Source organism: Arthrobacter sp. FW306-1B-G06A (assembly GCF_058781765.1).
In genome coordinates this window covers 12,677-29,806 of the sequence record NZ_JBYSXB010000005.1, presented here as the reverse complement: position 1 = coordinate 29,806, position 17,130 = coordinate 12,677, and the positions used below count along the sequence as shown (strand labels likewise).

Genomic DNA, 17,130 nt, shown 5'->3' with positions numbered 1-17,130 from the left:
GTGCGTATCCCACTTTCATGGCTGCGTGAATTCGCGCAGGTTCCGGCCGACGCCACGGCCGAAGACGTCATGGCGGAACTGGTCAAGGTCGGCTTTGAAGAAGAAGCTGTCCACCGCCCCACGGACGAACTCAAGGGTCCCATCGTGGTGGGCCAGGTCCTGAGCCTCGTCAAGGAACCGCAGAGCAACGGCAAGACCATCAACTGGTGCCAGGTCCGCGTGGTCCCCGAAGGCCAGGAGCAGACCCTGACCGGCAAGGGCATCGATCCCTCCGGCGTGCAGGGCATCATTTGCGGTGCCCACAACTTCGTCGAGGGAGACAAGGTTGTAGTGACCCTCCCGGGCGCTGTGCTCCCGGGTGACTTCCACATTTCCGCGCGCAAGACCTACGGGCACCTGTCCGCGGGCATGATCGCCTCCGTCCGTGAACTCGGCATCGGCGAGGACCACGACGGCATCCTGGTGCTTTCCCGCATCGGCCTGGATCCCGAAATCGGCACCGACGCCATGTCCCTCCTTGGCCTCTACGACGAAGCCGCCGAAATCAATGTCACTCCGGACCGCGGCTACGCGTTCTCGATCCGCGGCGTGGCCCGCGAGTACGCCCACGCCACCGGAACCGTCTTCACGGACCCGGCTGCCAAGGTCAATGCCCCCGCCGCGCTCTCCGGCGGCTACGGCGTCAAGCTCAACGACGACGCCCCCATCTACGGGAAGCCCGGTTGCGACCGCTTCGTGGCCCGCACGGTTCGCGGCGTGGACGCCACCCGCCCCACCCCGCCGTGGATGGTCTCCCGGCTGCGCCTGGCCGGCATCCGCTCCATTTCGCTGCCTGTGGACATCTCCAACTACGTGATGCTCGAACTCGGCCAGCCGAACCACTGCTACGACCTCGACAAGCTTTCGGGCGATATCGTGGTCCGCCGCGCCGTCGCGGGGGAGAAGATCACCACCCTCGACGACAAAGTGCGTTCGCTCGACGTCGAAGACCTCCTGATCACCGACGACTCCGGCGCAATCGGCATCGCGGGCGTCATGGGCGGAGCCAATACCGAGGTTTCCGATTCGACCACCAACGTCCTGGTCGAGGCCGCGCACTTCGACGAGGTCTCGATCGGGCGCTCGCGCCGCAGGCACAAGCTGCCGTCAGAGGCGTCCAAGCGCTTCGAACGCGGAGTGGATTGGCAGGTTGCCAACGTTGCCGCCCAGCGCGTCGTCGACCTCCTGGTGGAACTCGCCGGCGGGACGGCGGACGAAGCCGGTACCGACGTCGGGACGGCACCTGACGCCGTGACCATCGAGCTGCCTGCCGGCTACGCGGCCTCCCGGATCGGCATCGACTTCACGGAAGAACAGATCACGGGTTCCCTCAAGGACCTGGGCGCCATCGTCCTGAAGGACGAAGTGGGCGGCTCCTATGTGGTCACGGCACCGAGTTGGCGCAATGACCTGGAAACCAAGGAAGACCTTTCCGAGGAAATCGCGAGGCTGGTGGGCTACGACAACATCCCGGCGACCCTACCCGTGGCACCTCCAGGGCGCGGCCTGACCCGGACCCAGCAGCAAAAGCGCCGCGTGGTCCAGGCCCTCGCCGACGCCGGGCTCACCGAGGTCCTCTCTTACCCGTTCGTCTCCAAGTCGGCCAACGACACCTTCGGCGTGGCGGAAGAGGGCGCGGCGCGCACCGCCCTCAAATTGGCCAACCCGATCAGCGAGGAACACGGTTACCTGCGTACCTCCGTGCTTCCCGGCCTGATCGAGGTGGCCCGCCGCAACCACTCCCGCGGTTTCCGGGACCTCGCCCTCTTCGAGGCAGGCTCGGTGTTCCTCCCCGACGGTCAGCTGGGCACGGCATCCATCCCGCCGCTGGGAGTCAAGCCAACCGACGAGGTCCTTGATGGACTGTACGACGGCGTCCCGGACCAGCCGCTGCACATCGCCGCTGTTTTGACCGGCCATGATTCCCCGGCAGCCGCGGCCCACACCCCGCGTGCCTGGGACTGGGCCGACGCCCTGGACGTTGCGCGGCTCGTCGGCGACGTCCTCGGCGTGGAACTCGTGGTCAGCCAAGGCAGCCACCAGGCGTTCCACCCGGGCCGTGCCGCCCAGTTGGCGCTTCGCTCGGGCGACGTCGTGGGCTACGCGGGCGAATTGCACCCCAAGCTGCTCGCAGCACATGACATGCCGGCGCGCTCCGTGGCCCTTGAGCTCAACGCGGACGCACTGTTCGATGCTGCTCCGGACGTCATTGTTGCCAAGCACATCTCGGGCTTCCCGGTCGCCACGCAGGACGTTGCCCTCGTGGTGCCGCAGGACGTTCCGGCGGACGCCGTACTGGCTGCCCTGCGGGAAGGCGCCGGCGATCTCCTCGAAGACGTTGCCCTGTTCGATGTCTACGCAGGCCAAGGGATCGAAGACGGCAAGAAATCGCTTGCCTTCGGGCTGCGGTTCCGTGCCACGGACCGCACTTTGACCGCCGACGAGGCCTCGGAGGCACGCGAGGCCGCCGTCGCCGTCGCCGCAGAGCGGTTCGGAGCAGTCCAGCGCTGACGAGTATCAACCCGGGCATCCAGGGGCTGGCTGTTCACATCCAGTCCCTGGATCTTGCCGATTCCGCCGCCATCGAAAAGATAGCGGCGGAATTGCTGTCTCCGGCCGAAACCCTAAGGGGAGACGCCATGGCTGCGACCCTGCGCCTGGAGTTCCTGGCATCCAGGCTGGCGCAGCAAGACTTCGCCGCCACCCTTCTGGGTGTTCCCGCCTCGAAGCTCAAGGCGGCCTATGAGTGCCCGGACTGCGGTTCTGGTCCGGACATCGCGCATGGCCGGCCCGGATACGTGCTCGACGGCGGCCCCGCACCCCTGGCGCTCAGCGCCTCACGGTCGTCGGGCTGGGTGCTGTTTGCCGCCGTCGCGTATCCCGGACCCGGGCTGCGCGTGGGCGTCGACCTGGAAAATGCGGCGGACACGGAGTTCGTCGGCTTCGACGACGTTGCCCTGACCGCACGGGAGCGGCGCCATCTCGACGCGCTGGAACCCGGACGTCGGGCCGCCCAAGAGCGGGCAAGATTGTGGGCGCGCAAGGAAGCCTGGTTGAAGATGACAGGCGAAGGGCTCAGGGTGGCGCCGGATTCCCTCGAGGTGCTTGAACGGCCGGGGCTGTGGGACCTGCAGCTCCCGGCCAGCGCTGACGGCCGGGATCTTCCGGCCGGACTCCTCGCCGCGCTCGCGGTAACGTCCCGCTGAGTCCTTGGCTTAGCTGAATTCCAGGGTCAGCTGAAAGCGGGCAGCCCTGCTTGGTACAGCCACGGTTCCAGGACACTGGCCGCGTCGAGTCCCGGGACGTAAGCGTTGGCCGCAGCGATGAATTCCTCCGTGGAGACCGAGCTGTGGCGCTTGGCCTCGGTCCAATGCCGCAGCAACCCGAAAAACGCTGCGTCTCCGCATGCACGACGGACGGCATGGAGGGCAAGGGCTCCGCGCTTGTAGACGCGGTCATCGAACATGTGCTCCGGCCCGGGGTCCCCGATCACCAAGTCCTGGGCGCCCATGTCGAGCTTGCGCCACGCCGTCTTTGCGCGGTTGGCGAGGGACATGACGCCGGCTTCCTCGGACCAGATCCACTCCGCGTAGCAGGCGAAGCCCTCGTGCAGCCAGATGTCCCTCCAGCTGCTCACCGTGAGCGAGTTGCCGAACCACTGATGGGACAGCTCGTGGGCGATGAGGCGCTGCGCGTCCCACGATTGCTCCATGTGGTTCCGGCCGAAGATCGAGAGCGTCTGGGCCTCAAGCGGGATTTCCAGTTCGTCCTCGGTCACCACGGCCGTGTATTCGGCAAAGGGATACGGACCGAAACACTCCACGAAGGTGCGCATCATGTCGGCCTGCCGTGCCAGGCCTTCACGGGCCTCGGTCAATAAACCGGGGGAGACCGCGACGAACTGGGGCACCGGAGCCTGCCGCAGGGCTTCGGCGTGATGGGCAGTCCCGGCGCGGACGCCGTCGGGGGCGGGGCTGAGCTGGTGAAGCCGGTAGCGTCCGATTTGCACCGTGGCGAGATAGCTTGCCATCGGCTCGGCTTGTTCGTAGACCCAGGTTTCGCGGCTTGATTTCCTGCTGTGGGAGACGAGGCGGCCGTTGCAGATGGCACGGTAGTTGTCGTCGGTAGTGATGCTGATCAAGTAGCTGGACTTGTGCCGCGGATGGTCGTTGCACGGGAACCAGGACGCGGCGCCGTTCGGCTGCCCGGCAACCAGCACTCCGTCCTCGAGCTCTTCCCACCCGACTTCGCCCCACAGGCCCCGGCGCGGCTTCGGGTTGCCGTCGTAGCGGAGTTCAACCGTGAAGTGCTGGCCTGCCCGCAAGCGGTCTTTGACGGTGATCACGAGGTGTTCGCCGCGCGGGCTGAACTTCGGCACTTTCTTGCCGTCAACCAGGATTTTGGAAGCCCTCAGGCCCACCAGGTCCAAGACTACGGAGTCCGTGTCTTCGAGGGTTATGCAACGGAGCATGGCGCGGCCGTTGAGCCGGTTGCTGCCCAGGCTATAGTCCAGGTCCAGCTTGTACCTTAGCACCTGGAATGCCGTGCTCCCGTGGTGCAGGGTGTAGGGATCGGCGGCAGTCGCGGTTGTTTCCTGCGCTTGGGTTGTTCCGGGTTCGCTGCGGCTCATGTGCGCTGGCTGCCTCCGTGTAGCTTGTTGTGCTGCGGTCGTGTCACGGGCCGGTATTTCACGCCCTCTTGCCAATCTACGCTACGGTCCGGACCACGGGCTGACCGGGTTGCCCATCCAGTATGTGCCCGCGGGAACCGTCTCGCCACGCATAACCAGCGACGCCGGTCCCACCGTTCCGCCGGCCCCGATACTTGCGCGCGGCAGGATGACGCCGTGCGGACCCATCGTGGCGCCATCCCCGAGGACCACGGTATCGATGCTCATGATGCGGTCATGGAAGAGGTGTGTCTGGACCACACAGCCACGGTTGACCGTGGAGCTTTCGCCGAGCGTGACGAGGTCGGCTTCGGGGAGCCAGTAGCTCTCGCACCAGGTACCCCGGCCGATTTTCGCCCCGAGGGCACGGAGCCACCACACCAACGCAGGCGTGCCGGATGCCGAACGTGCGAACCATGGAGCACTGACCATCTCGATGAAGGTGTCCACCACTTCGTTGCGCCAGATGAATGAGCTCCACAGGGGGTGCTCGCCCTCTTTGATGCGCCCCACCAGTATCCATTTCGCGGCGACCGAACTTGCCGCGGCCACCGCGCCGGCCGCGAGGACCACGACGCCTCCGAGGACGGCGGCAAGCCAGTAGGAGGTCTCGGTGGCGATCCAGTCGAGGGCCAGCATGATGCCGACGGCGATCCCCACGGTCAGGATGACCGGCACCAGCCGGCATAGTTCCCACAGGGCCCGTTTGGTCTTGAGGGCCAGCGGCGGGTTGAAGGTGAGGCTCAGATCTGCGTTGACGGCGGTCCGGCGCAGCCTGACGGGCGGACTGCCCAGCCAGGAGGTGCCCGATTTGGCCTTGGCCGGAGTGGCCGACAGGACCGCGACGAGTGAGTTCTTGGGCACGCTGCGTCCTGCGGCGGTCATGCCGGAGTTGCCGAGGAACGAGCGTTTGCCGATCTTGGCCGGTCCGATCTTCATCCAGCCGCCGCCGAGCTCGTAGGAGGCCACCATGGTGTCGTCGGCGAGGAACGCGCCGTCGCCGATGGTCGTCATGCGTGGCAGCAGCAGCACCGTGGAAGCCTCCACATTGCGGCCTACTTTGGCGCCCAGCAGGCGCAGCCACACGGGCGTGAAGAGGCTGGCGTAGATGGGGAAGAGCAGATCCCGGGCCATGTCCAAGACCCGTTCAGTGGCCCAAACCTGCCAACCGACGCGGCTGCGGACGCGATAGTATCCCTCCTTGAGACCGACGCCGAGCATCCGGGTAGTCGCCAGGATCAGCAGGAGATTGCACAGGAACCAGGCGAGTGCAGCCAGGGGAATGGCAAGCAGGAGTTCAGGGAAGGCATCCTGCAGCGAGCTCCGGCCTTGGATGAAGACCAGGATGACGATCGCGGCGACGAATGCCGAAATGTACGGAATCAAGGCGAGCAGCGCCGAGGCGGCAGCGAACGCCGCAAACCAGAGCCGGCCGATCAGGTGGTGCGACGAGGGGGTCTCGGGCCATCCATTCTTGGCTTTGCCACGGCGTTCGGCGGGGGATCCGGCAACGAGGTGCCCGGCCTTGACCTTGCCCAACACCGCGGAACCGGGCTCCACCCGCGCGCCCGCGCCGATGCTGGTTCCTGGCATCAGCGTGCTGCGGGAGCCGACTGTGGCACCGGCACCTACATGGATGGCGCCGATGTGGACAAAGTCACCGTCGATCCACCAGGCGGAGAGGTCCACTTCGGGTTCGATGTTGCAGCCGCTGCCCAAGGACAGCAGTCCTGTGACGGGAGGAAGGGAGTGCAAATGGACGTTGTTCCCTATCTTCGCCCCCAGTGCCCTGGCGTAGTAGGGAACCCACGGAGCGCTGGCAAGGCTGATGGCGCTCGAAAGGTCCTGGATCTGTTCGGCCAGCCACAGCTTCAAGTGGACTTTGCCCGATCGCGGGTAGGTTCCGGGTTGGACCCCACGCAAGAGGGTTCGCGCGGCCAGGATCGAGATGCCCATGCGTCCGGGCGGGCTCACGAACACCAGCCAAGACGCCAGGATCCACCACCAGGACACCACCGGAGCGGCTGTGAAACCGGCGAGGTCGGCCAGCAAATGGTTCGCGGCCATGAGATACGTGAGCCAGCGCATGCCAACCAGGATGTTGAGGAAGATCCCCATCAGGGTCTGGAAGACCTGCGATTTCCGGGAGGTGGGGCGAACCGTGCGTTCCGCCGCCGGCCCCTGTATGCCGCCTTCGGGCAAAGACTGCCGCGCGGCGTCGACCAGGGCGCCGACGCGGGGTGTCGCGTAGATTTCGGCCACCGTGATGGTGGGGTAGCGCACGCGCAGCGCCGAGACCAGTTGGGCGGCGGCGAGGGAGCCGCCACCGTAGGCGAAGAAGTCGGCGTCGAGCGAGGTGACGCTGGAGCCGAGGACGCTTTCCCATTGCTCAACCACCCATTGGGCGTCTTCGGGAAGGTTGAGTGGTGCCTTGTCGGCATCCGCGGCGCCTGCGCCCGCCAACGGCCACGGAAGGGAATGCCGGTCTACTTTGCCGCTGGTCTTCGTTGGAAGCGAATCCACGACCGTGAGCAGGGGGATCAGCGCCGCGGGCAGGCTTTCCGTCAGGAGCTCGCGGGAAGCTGCGAGGTCGATGTCCTCAGGTCCGGCTGGAGCCAGGTAGCCGACCAGTATCTGGTTCCCCGCCGCCGTCGTGCGGACTGCGGCCGCGGCACCGGCGACTCCCGGGAGGGCCTGGAGGGCGGCGTCGATCTCGCCGAGTTCGATGCGCCTGCCGCCAAGCTTGACCTGTTCGTCCGCGCGGCCTTGGAAGATGAGGCCGGCTTCCTCGTAGCGGACGAGGTCGCCCGAGCGATACGCCCGTTCCCATCCAAGGGATGGCATGGGGGCGTACTTTTCGGCGTCCTTGGCCGGATCCAGGTAGCGGGCCAGTCCGACGCCGCCGATGATCAGTTCGCCCGTCCCGCCTTCCGCTACCGGAACCCCGGCGGCGTCGACGACGGCGAGGTCCCAGCCGTCCAGCGGCAGTCCGATCCGGACGGGGCCGTGCCCGCCGAGGGGAGCCGCGCACGCCACGACGGTCGCTTCGGTGGGGCCGTAGGTGTTCCACACTTCGCGGCCTTCCACCGCGAGGCGCTCGGCGAGTTCGGGCGGGCAGGCCTCGCCGCCGAAAATAAGCAGGCGCACGTTCTCAAGGGCTTCGGCCGGCCACAGGGCCGCGAGCGTCGGAACGGTGGACACCACTGTGATGCCGTGGTTGATGAGCCATGGGCCGAGGTCCATGCCGGAACGCACGAGGGCGCGCGGTGCCGGGACCAGGCAGGCACCGTGCCGCCATGCAAGCCACATCTCTTCGCAGGAAGCGTCGAAGGCCACTGAAAGGCCGGCGAGGACCCGGTCCTGCGGACCGATCGGATCTTCCTGGAGGAGGATCCGGGCTTCGGCGTCAACAAAAGCAGCGGAGGAACGGTGCTGCACCGCCACGCCCTTGGGCGTGCCGGTGGAACCTGAGGTGAAGATGACCCACGAATCGTCGTCCAGCCCTGGGGTGCGCGGAGCCGGGTGCGGTGCCGCGCGCTCCCCGGACACTTCGATCTTGCGGCCCTTGGTGACAACGGCAGATACCTTGGCTTCTCCGAAAACCAGCCGTGCCCGTTCCTCGGGATCGTCCGCGTCCACGGGCACGTAGGCGGCCGCAATCGAGAGGATCGCCAGGATGGCAATGTACAGATCGTTGGATCCGGAAGGGACCCGCACGCCGATCTTGTCTCCCGGCCCCAGTCCGGCTGCGTTGAGCGTCGCCGCAAAACCGCGCACCTGAGCCATGAGTTCGGAGTAACTCAGCGACTTGTGCCCGTCATCGAGGGCAGACGCCTCCGGGAATGTCCGGGCCGTGTCCTGGAGGATCTCGACGAGTGTGCGCGCTGGAGGTGCGGCTGCCGAGCCTTGCAGCTGGGGGAGATGCACGACTTTGAGTTCCAGGCTGTCCGCCGGGATTTCATGTTCCTGGGTCACGTTCCCAAGTTTCTCGGATTGAGGTGAACAAAAAGTGTCAGCGGCCGCGTGGCATTTGCTTCGATTTATGGGACCAACAGTAGTTTGCCTGTGGTGTTGCGCGCTTCCAGGTCGCGATGGGCCTGGGCGGCCTCGGCGAGCGGGTAGGTTCCGCCAACCCGGACTTTGAGGGCGCCGCTGGCGGCAGCGCGGAAGACTTCGGCCGAACGCCAGTGCCGTTCCTGCGGGTTTTGGAGGAAATGGCCAAGCGTCGGGCGTGTCAGGGACAACGATCCGCCTGCGTTCAGTCGCTGCGGGTCGAACGGGGGCACGGGTCCGGACGCCGCCCCGAACAAGACGAGTGCGCCGCGGATGCGAAGGCTCGCGAGGGATCCGTCGAAAGTATCCTTGCCGACGCCGTCGTACACCACGTTGACGCCTTCGCCGTCGGTGAGCTCGCGGACCTTGTCCGCAAATCCGCTGTAGCGCAGGACCTCGTCCGCGCCGGCTTCCCGGGCCAGGGCTTCCTTCTCGTCCGAGGATACTGTGGTGATGACGCGGGCACCCCGGGCCTTGAGCAACTGCGTCAGGATGAGTCCCACGCCACCGGCGCCGGCATGGGTCAGGACGGTGTGGCCCGGCTCCACGCGGAAAGACGAGTTGATCAGGTAATGCGCGGTCATTCCTTGCAGCGGCAGGGCTGCCGCGGTGTGGTCGTCGACGCCGTCCGGTACCGGAAGCGCTTTGTCGGCGTCCACCAGGGTGTACTCCGCGTAGCTGCGGGATCCTTCAGCGGTAGCGATCCTGTCGCCGACGGTGAAATCCACCACGTCCGCGCCGATGGCAACCACGGTGCCTGCCGACTCGGAGCCGGGGGTGAATGGATACTCAACCTTGTAGATGCCGCTGCGCTGATATGTGTCGATGAAGTTCACTCCGGCGGCTGCAACTTTGACAAGGAGCTGGCGCGGACCCGGAACCGGGACCTCTGCCTCGGTGAGTTCGAGGACTTCGGGTCCTCCGGCTTTCCGGGCAATGATTGCGTGCGTCATGGGTCTCCTTCTCCGTCGAGGCACTTTCGTGCCCGCATTCACACAACCATCCTAGGGAGCGGAGTCCGTCGAGTGTCCAGTCAGCGGCTCGGGGCGGTGGTTCGCCGTAATGTGTCCGGATGACTTCCGGGCGTGTCAGCCCCTGCCGTGCGCGGAAGCGACGGGGCAGTCAAAGCCGCGGCCCGCGGCGAGTCCGACCTCATTGAGGTAACGCACGACGATGGCGTATGACTGCATCAACGTGGTTTCGGTGTAGGCAATCGAGTGCTTTTCGCAGTAGCTTCGGACGATCTCCGAGGCGCGGCGCAAGTGGGGGCGGGCCATGTCCGGGAAGAGGTGGTGTTCGGCCTGGTGGTTGAGGCCGCCCAGGAGGATGTTCATGAAGGGGCCGCCGGAGATGTTCCTGGCAGTCAGGATCTGGCGACGCAGGAAATCGACGCGGGAGTCTTCCGGCAGAACCGGCATGCCCTTATGGTTCGGGGCGAAGGAAGCACCCATGTAGAAGCCGAACACCATGATCTGGACGCCCAGGAAGGCAAATGCCATGCCCAGCGGCAGGAAGGTAAAGGCGAGGACCGGCAGGGCGAGAAGCCGTGCCAGGAGGATGGGCGTCTCCACCCAGCGGTGCTTGATGGCTCCGGGCCGGCAGATGTACATCAAGGACTCCCACTGCAGGCTGATACCCAGCAGGAGGAGGAGCGGGAAGAAGAACCAGCCCTGCCTGCGCGTGAGGAACGCGAAGCGTCCCTGCCTGCCGGCAGCGGCTTCAACGTGGAAGGCCAGGGCGCCGGTCTTGATGTCCGGGTCCTTGGAAATAACGTTCGGGCTGTTGTGGTGCGCGCCGTGCTTCTGTTCCCACCAGGAGTAACTGATGCCGGCAACCGACGTGGCCAGGATACGCGCGGACCAGTCGTTGGCCCTGCGCGAGGCAAAAATCTGGCGGTGGCCGGCCTCATGTGCCAGGAAGCTCAACTGGGTACAAAGGATGCCCAGGGCTGCGGCGATGAGTAGTTGGTACCAGCTGGGGCCGATCAGCGCGAAGCCGAACCAGGTGCCGGTCAGCAGGAGGACCAGGGAAGCGAAAACGCTGATATAAAAGCCGACGCGGCGCTTCAAAAGCCCCTCCGCGCGGACCGTCTTGAGAAGCTCGGAATAGCTGAGCACGACGGCGTTGGGTGGCCGGACGACCTTGCTAGGACGTTCAGTCGTGGAGGTCTGTGACATATGCAGTTGCCCCGTAATACATAACGGGCAACGCTGCAACCGACGATCGGCTGCACGGTCTAGATCACCCTCTATTCAGCATACGCTCCCAAATCGGCGCGCCGAGCCGGGCTGCCCCAGAAAGCCCTGAAAAGGTCGTGCATAAATATCGGCAACTATGAATAGTTTTGCTGTATAGTCGTGGCATGACTATTTCTGTTGCCGTCTCCGGTGCTAGCGGCTATGCCGGGGGAGAGGTGCTGCGCCTCCTGGCGGGCCATCCGGACGTCACCATCGGCGCCATCACCGCGCACAGCAATGCCGGTTCCAGACTAGGGGAGTTGCAGCCGCATCTCCACGGTTTGGCCAGCCGGATTCTCGAGGACACCAGCGTGGAAAACCTCGCTGGCCACGACGTCGTGTTCCTGGCCCTCCCGCACGGAGCCTCGGCTGAGATCGCGGCGCAGCTGCCCGAAGGCACACTGGTGATCGACGCCGGCGCTGACCACCGGCTCGAAGACCCCGCGGCGTGGGAAAAGTTCTACGGCTCCGCCCACGCGGGGACCTGGCCCTACGGGCTTCCGGAACTTCCCGGCCAGCGCGACGCACTCAAGGGGTCGAAGCGGATTGCGGTGCCCGGTTGCTACCCGACGTCGGCCCTTCTCGCCCTCACGCCCGGCTTCGCCAACAAGCTTCTCCAGCCGGACGACGTCGTGATTGTGTCTGCTTCCGGCACCTCGGGTGCCGGCAAGGCAGCCAAGGTGAACCTCATCGGTTCCGAGGTCATGGGGTCCATGAGTCCTTATGGCGTGGGCGGCGGACACCGCCACACCCCCGAGATCGAACAAGGACTTTCCAACGCGGCCGGTGAACCAGTCACCGTGTCCTTCACTCCCACCCTCGCGCCCATGAGCCGCGGCATCCTGAGCACGGCGACAGCAAAGGTCAAGGCCGGGGTCACGGCCGCCGAACTGCGCAGTGCCTGGGCCGAAGCCTACGACGACGAACCGTTCGTCCACCTGTTGCCCGAAGGGCAGTGGCCCACCACTAAATCGGTGCAGGGTTCCAACCACGCAGTCATGCAGTTGGCCTTCGACGAGCATTCCGGCCGCGTGGTTGTCACGTGCGCCATCGATAACCTGACCAAAGGGACCGCCGGCGGCGCCGTGCAGTCCATGAATATTGCCCTCGGCCTGGACGAATCCGCCGGCCTCAACGTCCAAGGAGTTGCCCCGTGACCATCACCGCCCCCCAGGGATTCCGGGCCGCAGGTGTCAAAGCCGGCATCAAGGCGTCCGGGAATCCGGACCTTGCCCTGGTTGTCAACGACGGCCCCCTGAAAGCCGCGGCAGCCGTTTTCACCTCGAACCGCGTGGCCGCGGCACCCGTGCACTGGTCACGGCAGGTCCTCTCCGACGGGCGCGTTGACGCAGTGGTGCTGAATTCCGGCGGCGCCAACGCCTGCACCGGTCCGCAGGGATTCCAAAATACGCACGCAACCGCAGAGAAAGTGGCGGCCGTGCTCGGGATCTCCGCCTCCGACGTCGTGGTCTGCTCCACCGGACTGATCGGTGAGCAGCTGCCCATGGACAAGATCATCCCGGGCATCGAAGCGGCGTTCGCGGAACTCTCCGAGAACGGCGGTCCTGCCGCCGCTACGGCGATCATGACCACGGACAGCGTGGCGAAGGAAGCAGTCTTCAGCGGCACCGACTCCGAAGGCAACTCGTTCACCGTCGGGGGCATCGCGAAGGGCGCCGGCATGCTGGCGCCAGGCCTCGCAACCATGCTCGTGGTGCTCACCACTGATGCCCAGGTCCCGGCGGAAGAGCTCGACGTAGTCCTCCGCGACGCCACGCGCGTCACCTTCGACCGCACCGACTCGGACGGCTGCATGTCCACCAACGACACGGTCGTCCTGTTGGCCTCCGGGGCCTCCGAGGCCATCCCGTCCGCCGAGCAGCTTGGCGCAGGAATCACCCAGGTGTGTGCCGAGCTTGCCCGCAAGTTGATCGGCGACGCAGAAGGTGCCAGCCACGACATCGCCATCCGCACATTCAACGCGGCGAGCGAGCGCGACGCCGAAATCGTCAGCCGTTCAGTGGCCCGCTCCAACCTCTTCAAGACCGCCATCTTCGGCAAGGACCCCAACTGGGGCCGCGTCCTGTCCTCGGTGGGCACCACGGACGCCGTCTTCGAACCGGACCAGCTCAACGTCTCCATGAACGGCATCCAGATCTGCCGCAACGGCAGCATCGGCGACGACCGAAACCTGGTGGATCTCGAGCCCCGCGAGGTGCTCGTGGAAATCGACCTGCAGGCCGGCGACGCCGAGGCCACCATCTGGACCAACGACCTCACGCACGAGTACGTGCACGAGAACAGCGCCTACTCGAGCTAGACGGGATGACCATGACTGCGCACACCCGCGAAAATACCTCCATGAGCGATGCCCAGGACAAGGCCGCGACGCTGATCGAGGCACTGCCGTGGATCCAACGCTTCGCCGGTACCACCATGGTGATCAAGTACGGCGGCAACGCCATGGTCAACGAGGAACTCCGACGCGCCTTCGCCGAGGATATCGTCTTCCTGCACCACGTGGGTATCCACCCGGTCGTCGTGCACGGGGGAGGCCCGCAGATCAACTCGATGCTTGGCCGCCTGGGCATCGAATCCGAATTCAAGGGCGGCCTGCGCGTCACCACTCCCGAGGCCATGGACGTGGTCCGTATGGTGCTTACCGGACAAGTGGGCCGCGAGCTCGTGGGCCTCATCAACTCCCACGGACCCTATGCGGTCGGGATGTCCGGTGAAGACGGCGGACTCCTGCGTGCCGTGCGCACCGGCACCGTGGTGGACGGCGAGGAAGTGGACCTCGGCTTGGTGGGCGAAGTGGTGGGCGTTGATCCCAGGGGTATCGAGGACATCCTCGACGCCGGCCGCATCCCGGTGATTTCGACGGTCGCCCCCGAGATCCTTGACGAAGGGGATGGCACCGGCTCCACTACCGGACAAGTGCTTAATGTCAACGCGGACACGGCAGCAGCGGCGGTTGCCTCGGCACTGGGCGCATCCAAGCTCGTCATCCTGACCGACGTCGAGGGCCTCTACGCCAACTGGCCGGACAAGTCCTCGCTCATTTCCTCGCTGACGGCCACGGAATTGCGGGAGATGCTGCCGCGCCTGGAGTCCGGCATGATCCCGAAAATGACGGCCTGCCTGAAGGCCATCGATGAAGGAGTCGAGCGGGCGCACATCGTGGATGGCCGCCTGCCGCACTCCATGCTCCTGGAAACCTTTACGACCGCGGGCATCGGAACCCAAGTTGTCCCCGACGAGGAAGTGAACGCATGAACGAAACTGTTGGTTTGAGCCCGACCGGCGCTGCGGAGGCCGCCGCAACCACGCTCGTTTCCCAGAGCACGGGAAGCGACTGGCTTGCCCGTTACTCTTCTTCGCTCATGGGCGTCTTCGGCACCCCGCAGCGGGTCCTGGTCCGTGGTGCGGGAGCCCTCGTGTGGGACGCCGACGGCAAGGAATACCTGGACCTCCTCGGCGGGATTGCCGTGAACGCGCTGGGCCATGCCCACCCGTTCGTCACCTCTGTCATCTCCAGCCAGCTGGCCACGCTGGGGCACGTCTCCAATTTCTTCACGAGCCCCACGCAGATCGCGCTCGCCGAGAAGCTCCTGGCCATCACCAAGGCTCCTGCCGGCTCCAAGGTGTTCTTCGCCAACTCCGGCACCGAGGCCAACGAGGCCGCGTTCAAGCTGGCTCGGCGCAACAGTTCTGCGACGCGCACCAAGATCATCGCCCTGGAAGGTGCCTTCCATGGCCGCACCATGGGCGCCCTGGCCCTGACCGCCAAGGAAGCCTACCGGGCACCGTTCGAGCCGTTGCCCGGAGGCGTGGTCCACATCCCGTTCGGCGACATCGAGGCGCTCCGTGCCGCCGTCGACGAAAGCACAGCGGCCGTGTTCCTTGAGCCCATCCAAGGCGAAGCGGGCGTCCGCCCGCTCAGCGTCGAGTACCTGCGGGCTGCCCGCGAAGCCACCACCGCCGCCGGCGCGCTGCTGATCCTGGACGAGGTCCAGACCGGCATCGGGCGCACCGGCAAGTGGCTGGCCAGCGAAGACGCCGGAATCGTGCCCGACGCCGTGACCCTCGCCAAGGGCCTGGGCGGCGGCTTCCCGGTCGGCGCGCTCATCACCTTCGGGGAGCCGACGTCGTCGCTCCTGACCGCCGGCCAGCACGGCACCACCTTCGGCGGGAACCCGGTGGCAACTGCCGCCGCCCTCGCCACCTTGCATGCCATCGAAAGCCAGGGCGTGCTGGCGAACGTTCTCAGCGTCGGCGCCCGCCTGCGGGCCGGACTGTCCGACGTCGACGCAGTCACCGAAGTGCGGGGCGAAGGCCTCCTGATCGGTTTCGACCTTGACGCCGACATTGCGCCTGCCATGGTGACTGCCGCGCTCGACGCGGGCTTCATCATCAACAGCCCGGGCCCGCGCACCATCCGGCTGGCTCCGCCGCTCATCCTGACCACCGAGCAGGCCGACCGTTTCCTCGACGCGCTGCCCGGCATTATCCAGGCGGCGGCAGCCCAGACCGCTGCACCCCTGACCGCTAAGGACGCACAGTGAACACCACACGTCATTTCCTCAAGGACACGGACCTCACACCGGCCGAGCAAGCCGAAGTGCTTGAGCTCGCCGTTCGAATGAAGGCCGCTCCGTACAGCGTCCAACCGTTCGCAGCTGCCGGCAATGGGCGCAAGACCGTCGCTGTCATCTTCGACAAGACCTCCACCCGGACCCGTGTGTCCTTCGCTACCGGAATCGCGGACATGGGCGGGAACGCGCTCATCATCAACCCGGGCGAGGCGCAGATCGGCCACAAGGAATCCGTGGAGGACACCGCAAAGGTCCTCGAACGCATGGTCTCCACCATCGTCTGGCGTACGTCCGCGCACTCCGGCCTCGTAGCAATGGCCGAAAACTCCAAGGTTCCCGTCATCAATGCCCTGTGCGATGACTACCACCCCTGCCAGTTGCTCGCGGACCTCCTGGCAGTCAAGGAGCACAAGGGCGAACTCAAGGGCCTCACCATGGCCTACCTGGGCGACGCTGCGAACAACATGGCCAACTCGTATCTCTTGGCAGGCGTCACGGCGGGCATGCACGTCAGGATCTCGGGCCCGGAAGGCTACCTGCCCGCGGCCGAGATCGTGGCGGCAGCGGAGGAGCGCGCTGCCGAGACCGGCGGTTCCGTGCTCATCACCACCGACGCCAAGGAAGCCCTGAACGACGCCGACGTCGTCGCCACCGACACGTGGGTGTCCATGGGCCAGGAAGCCGAAAAAGAAGCCCGGATGCAGCTCTTCCGCGAGTACTCCGTGGACGAGGCGGCCATGGAACACGCCGCACCGGACGCCGTCGTGCTCCACTGCCTGCCTGCGTACCGAGGCTATGAGATTTCCGCCGGCGTCATCGACGGGCCCCAGTCCATCGTCTGGGACGAAGCCGAGAACCGCTTGCACGCCCAGAAAGCGCTCATGGCGTGGCTGATGCACAAGTCGGGACTCGCATTCGTCGACGGCCTTTCCCCCGTTGAGGGCACCGGGGAGAGCACGTTCTAGTGTCCACCCATCCTGCGTCGCAAGGCGCCAGCCCTGCCACCAAGACTGCCCGGCAAGCGCGGATCACCGCGATCCTGACGGGCGAGTCCGTGCGCTCGCAGGCCGAGCTCGCGGCACTGCTGGCGGACGACGGCGTGCAGGTCACGCAGGCGACACTCTCCCGGGACCTCGTGGAACTTGGGGCGGTCCGCGTGCGCGGCAAGGACGGCGCGCTGGTCTACGCAGTGCCCGGCGAGGGTGGCGACCGCAATGCGAAAAGCGGTGTCACCCAGGAAATCCTGGACGCTCGCCTGTCGCGCCTTTGCGGCGAGCTGTTGGTGACCGCCGAGGCGTCGGGCAATATCGTGGTGCTGCGGACGCCGCCGGGTGCCGCGAACTTCCTCGCCTTGGCCATCGACCACTCGGTGATGCCGTCGGTATTGGGTACGATCGCAGGCGACGACACCTTGCTTTTGGTTGCCAGGGATCCCGACGGCGGCGCCGAGCTGGCAGCCCGTTTCCTCCAGCTGGCCCAGGAAGCCGGACCGGGGAACTAGTCCAGCCCGGCAAGTGAACCATTCCGGCGCTGTTCC

Annotated in this window: 12 protein-coding genes; 8 read left to right on the top strand and 4 right to left on the bottom strand. The window is 66.1% G+C overall.

Annotation, left to right across the window (positions count from 1 at the left end; translation table 11 throughout):
* Window positions 1–2,550 (top strand): phenylalanine--tRNA ligase subunit beta, encoded by a 2,550-nt coding sequence (pheT, locus tag AC3WJM_RS03745; protein ID WP_306962888.1) that lies wholly within the window; start codon window positions 1–3, stop codon window positions 2,548–2,550.
* Between the two features lie 128 nt (window positions 2,551–2,678).
* Window positions 2,679–3,245, top strand: coding sequence for a 4'-phosphopantetheinyl transferase family protein (locus AC3WJM_RS03740; protein WP_492271219.1), 567 nt, complete (start codon window positions 2,679–2,681; stop codon window positions 3,243–3,245).
* Between the two features lie 26 nt (window positions 3,246–3,271).
* Here the strand turns inward: AC3WJM_RS03740 and AC3WJM_RS03735 are convergent, their stop codons facing one another.
* The 4 genes from AC3WJM_RS03735 to AC3WJM_RS03720 form a co-directional block, all read right to left on the bottom strand.
* Window positions 3,272–4,669, bottom strand: a complete 1,398-nt coding sequence (locus AC3WJM_RS03735) for a M1 family metallopeptidase (protein ID WP_492271218.1) — start codon at window positions 4,667–4,669, stop codon at window positions 3,272–3,274.
* 81 nt (window positions 4,670–4,750) lie between these two features.
* The gene (locus AC3WJM_RS03730; RefSeq protein WP_492271217.1) at window positions 4,751–8,683 is read right to left on the bottom strand and encodes a Pls/PosA family non-ribosomal peptide synthetase; all 3,933 of its coding nucleotides are present in this window, start codon (window positions 8,681–8,683) and stop codon (window positions 4,751–4,753) included.
* 65 nt (window positions 8,684–8,748) lie between these two features.
* A complete protein-coding gene (locus AC3WJM_RS03725; RefSeq protein ID WP_284989305.1) occupies window positions 8,749–9,714 on the bottom strand; it encodes a quinone oxidoreductase family protein in 966 nt (321 codons plus the stop codon).
* Window positions 9,715–9,849: 135 nt separating this feature from the next.
* Window positions 9,850–10,938, bottom strand: a complete 1,089-nt coding sequence (locus AC3WJM_RS03720) for a fatty acid desaturase family protein (protein ID WP_059387786.1) — start codon at window positions 10,936–10,938, stop codon at window positions 9,850–9,852.
* A 185-nt stretch (window positions 10,939–11,123) separates the two neighbouring features.
* On the opposite strand from AC3WJM_RS03720, the gene argC reads away from it, so the two are divergent.
* Genes argC through AC3WJM_RS03690 form a run of 6 tightly spaced genes read left to right on the top strand, consistent with a single transcriptional unit; the run spans window position 11,124 to window position 17,094 of the window.
* A complete protein-coding gene (argC, locus tag AC3WJM_RS03715; RefSeq protein WP_307053481.1) occupies window positions 11,124–12,155 on the top strand; it encodes an N-acetyl-gamma-glutamyl-phosphate reductase in 1,032 nt (343 codons plus the stop codon).
* Window positions 12,152–13,318, top strand: coding sequence for a bifunctional glutamate N-acetyltransferase/amino-acid acetyltransferase ArgJ (argJ, locus tag AC3WJM_RS03710; RefSeq protein ID WP_284989303.1), 1,167 nt, complete (start codon window positions 12,152–12,154; stop codon window positions 13,316–13,318). Before argC ends, argJ begins: the two co-directional genes overlap by 4 nt.
* Window positions 13,319–13,329: 11 nt before the next feature.
* On the top strand, window positions 13,330–14,274 hold the full coding sequence (argB, locus tag AC3WJM_RS03705; RefSeq protein WP_059387787.1) for an acetylglutamate kinase: 945 nt from the start codon (window positions 13,330–13,332) through the stop codon (window positions 14,272–14,274).
* A complete protein-coding gene (locus AC3WJM_RS03700; protein WP_307053480.1) occupies window positions 14,271–15,563 on the top strand; it encodes an acetylornithine transaminase in 1,293 nt (430 codons plus the stop codon). Before argB ends, AC3WJM_RS03700 begins: the two co-directional genes overlap by 4 nt.
* Window positions 15,560–16,558 (top strand): ornithine carbamoyltransferase, encoded by a 999-nt coding sequence (argF, locus tag AC3WJM_RS03695; RefSeq protein ID WP_284989300.1) that lies wholly within the window; start codon window positions 15,560–15,562, stop codon window positions 16,556–16,558. Before AC3WJM_RS03700 ends, argF begins: the two co-directional genes overlap by 4 nt.
* Entirely contained in the window at window positions 16,558–17,094 is a 537-nt protein-coding gene (locus AC3WJM_RS03690; RefSeq protein WP_284989299.1) for an arginine repressor, read from the top strand. The genes argF and AC3WJM_RS03690 overlap by 1 nt, the downstream gene beginning before the upstream one ends.
* Window positions 17,095–17,130 lie beyond the last annotated feature (36 nt).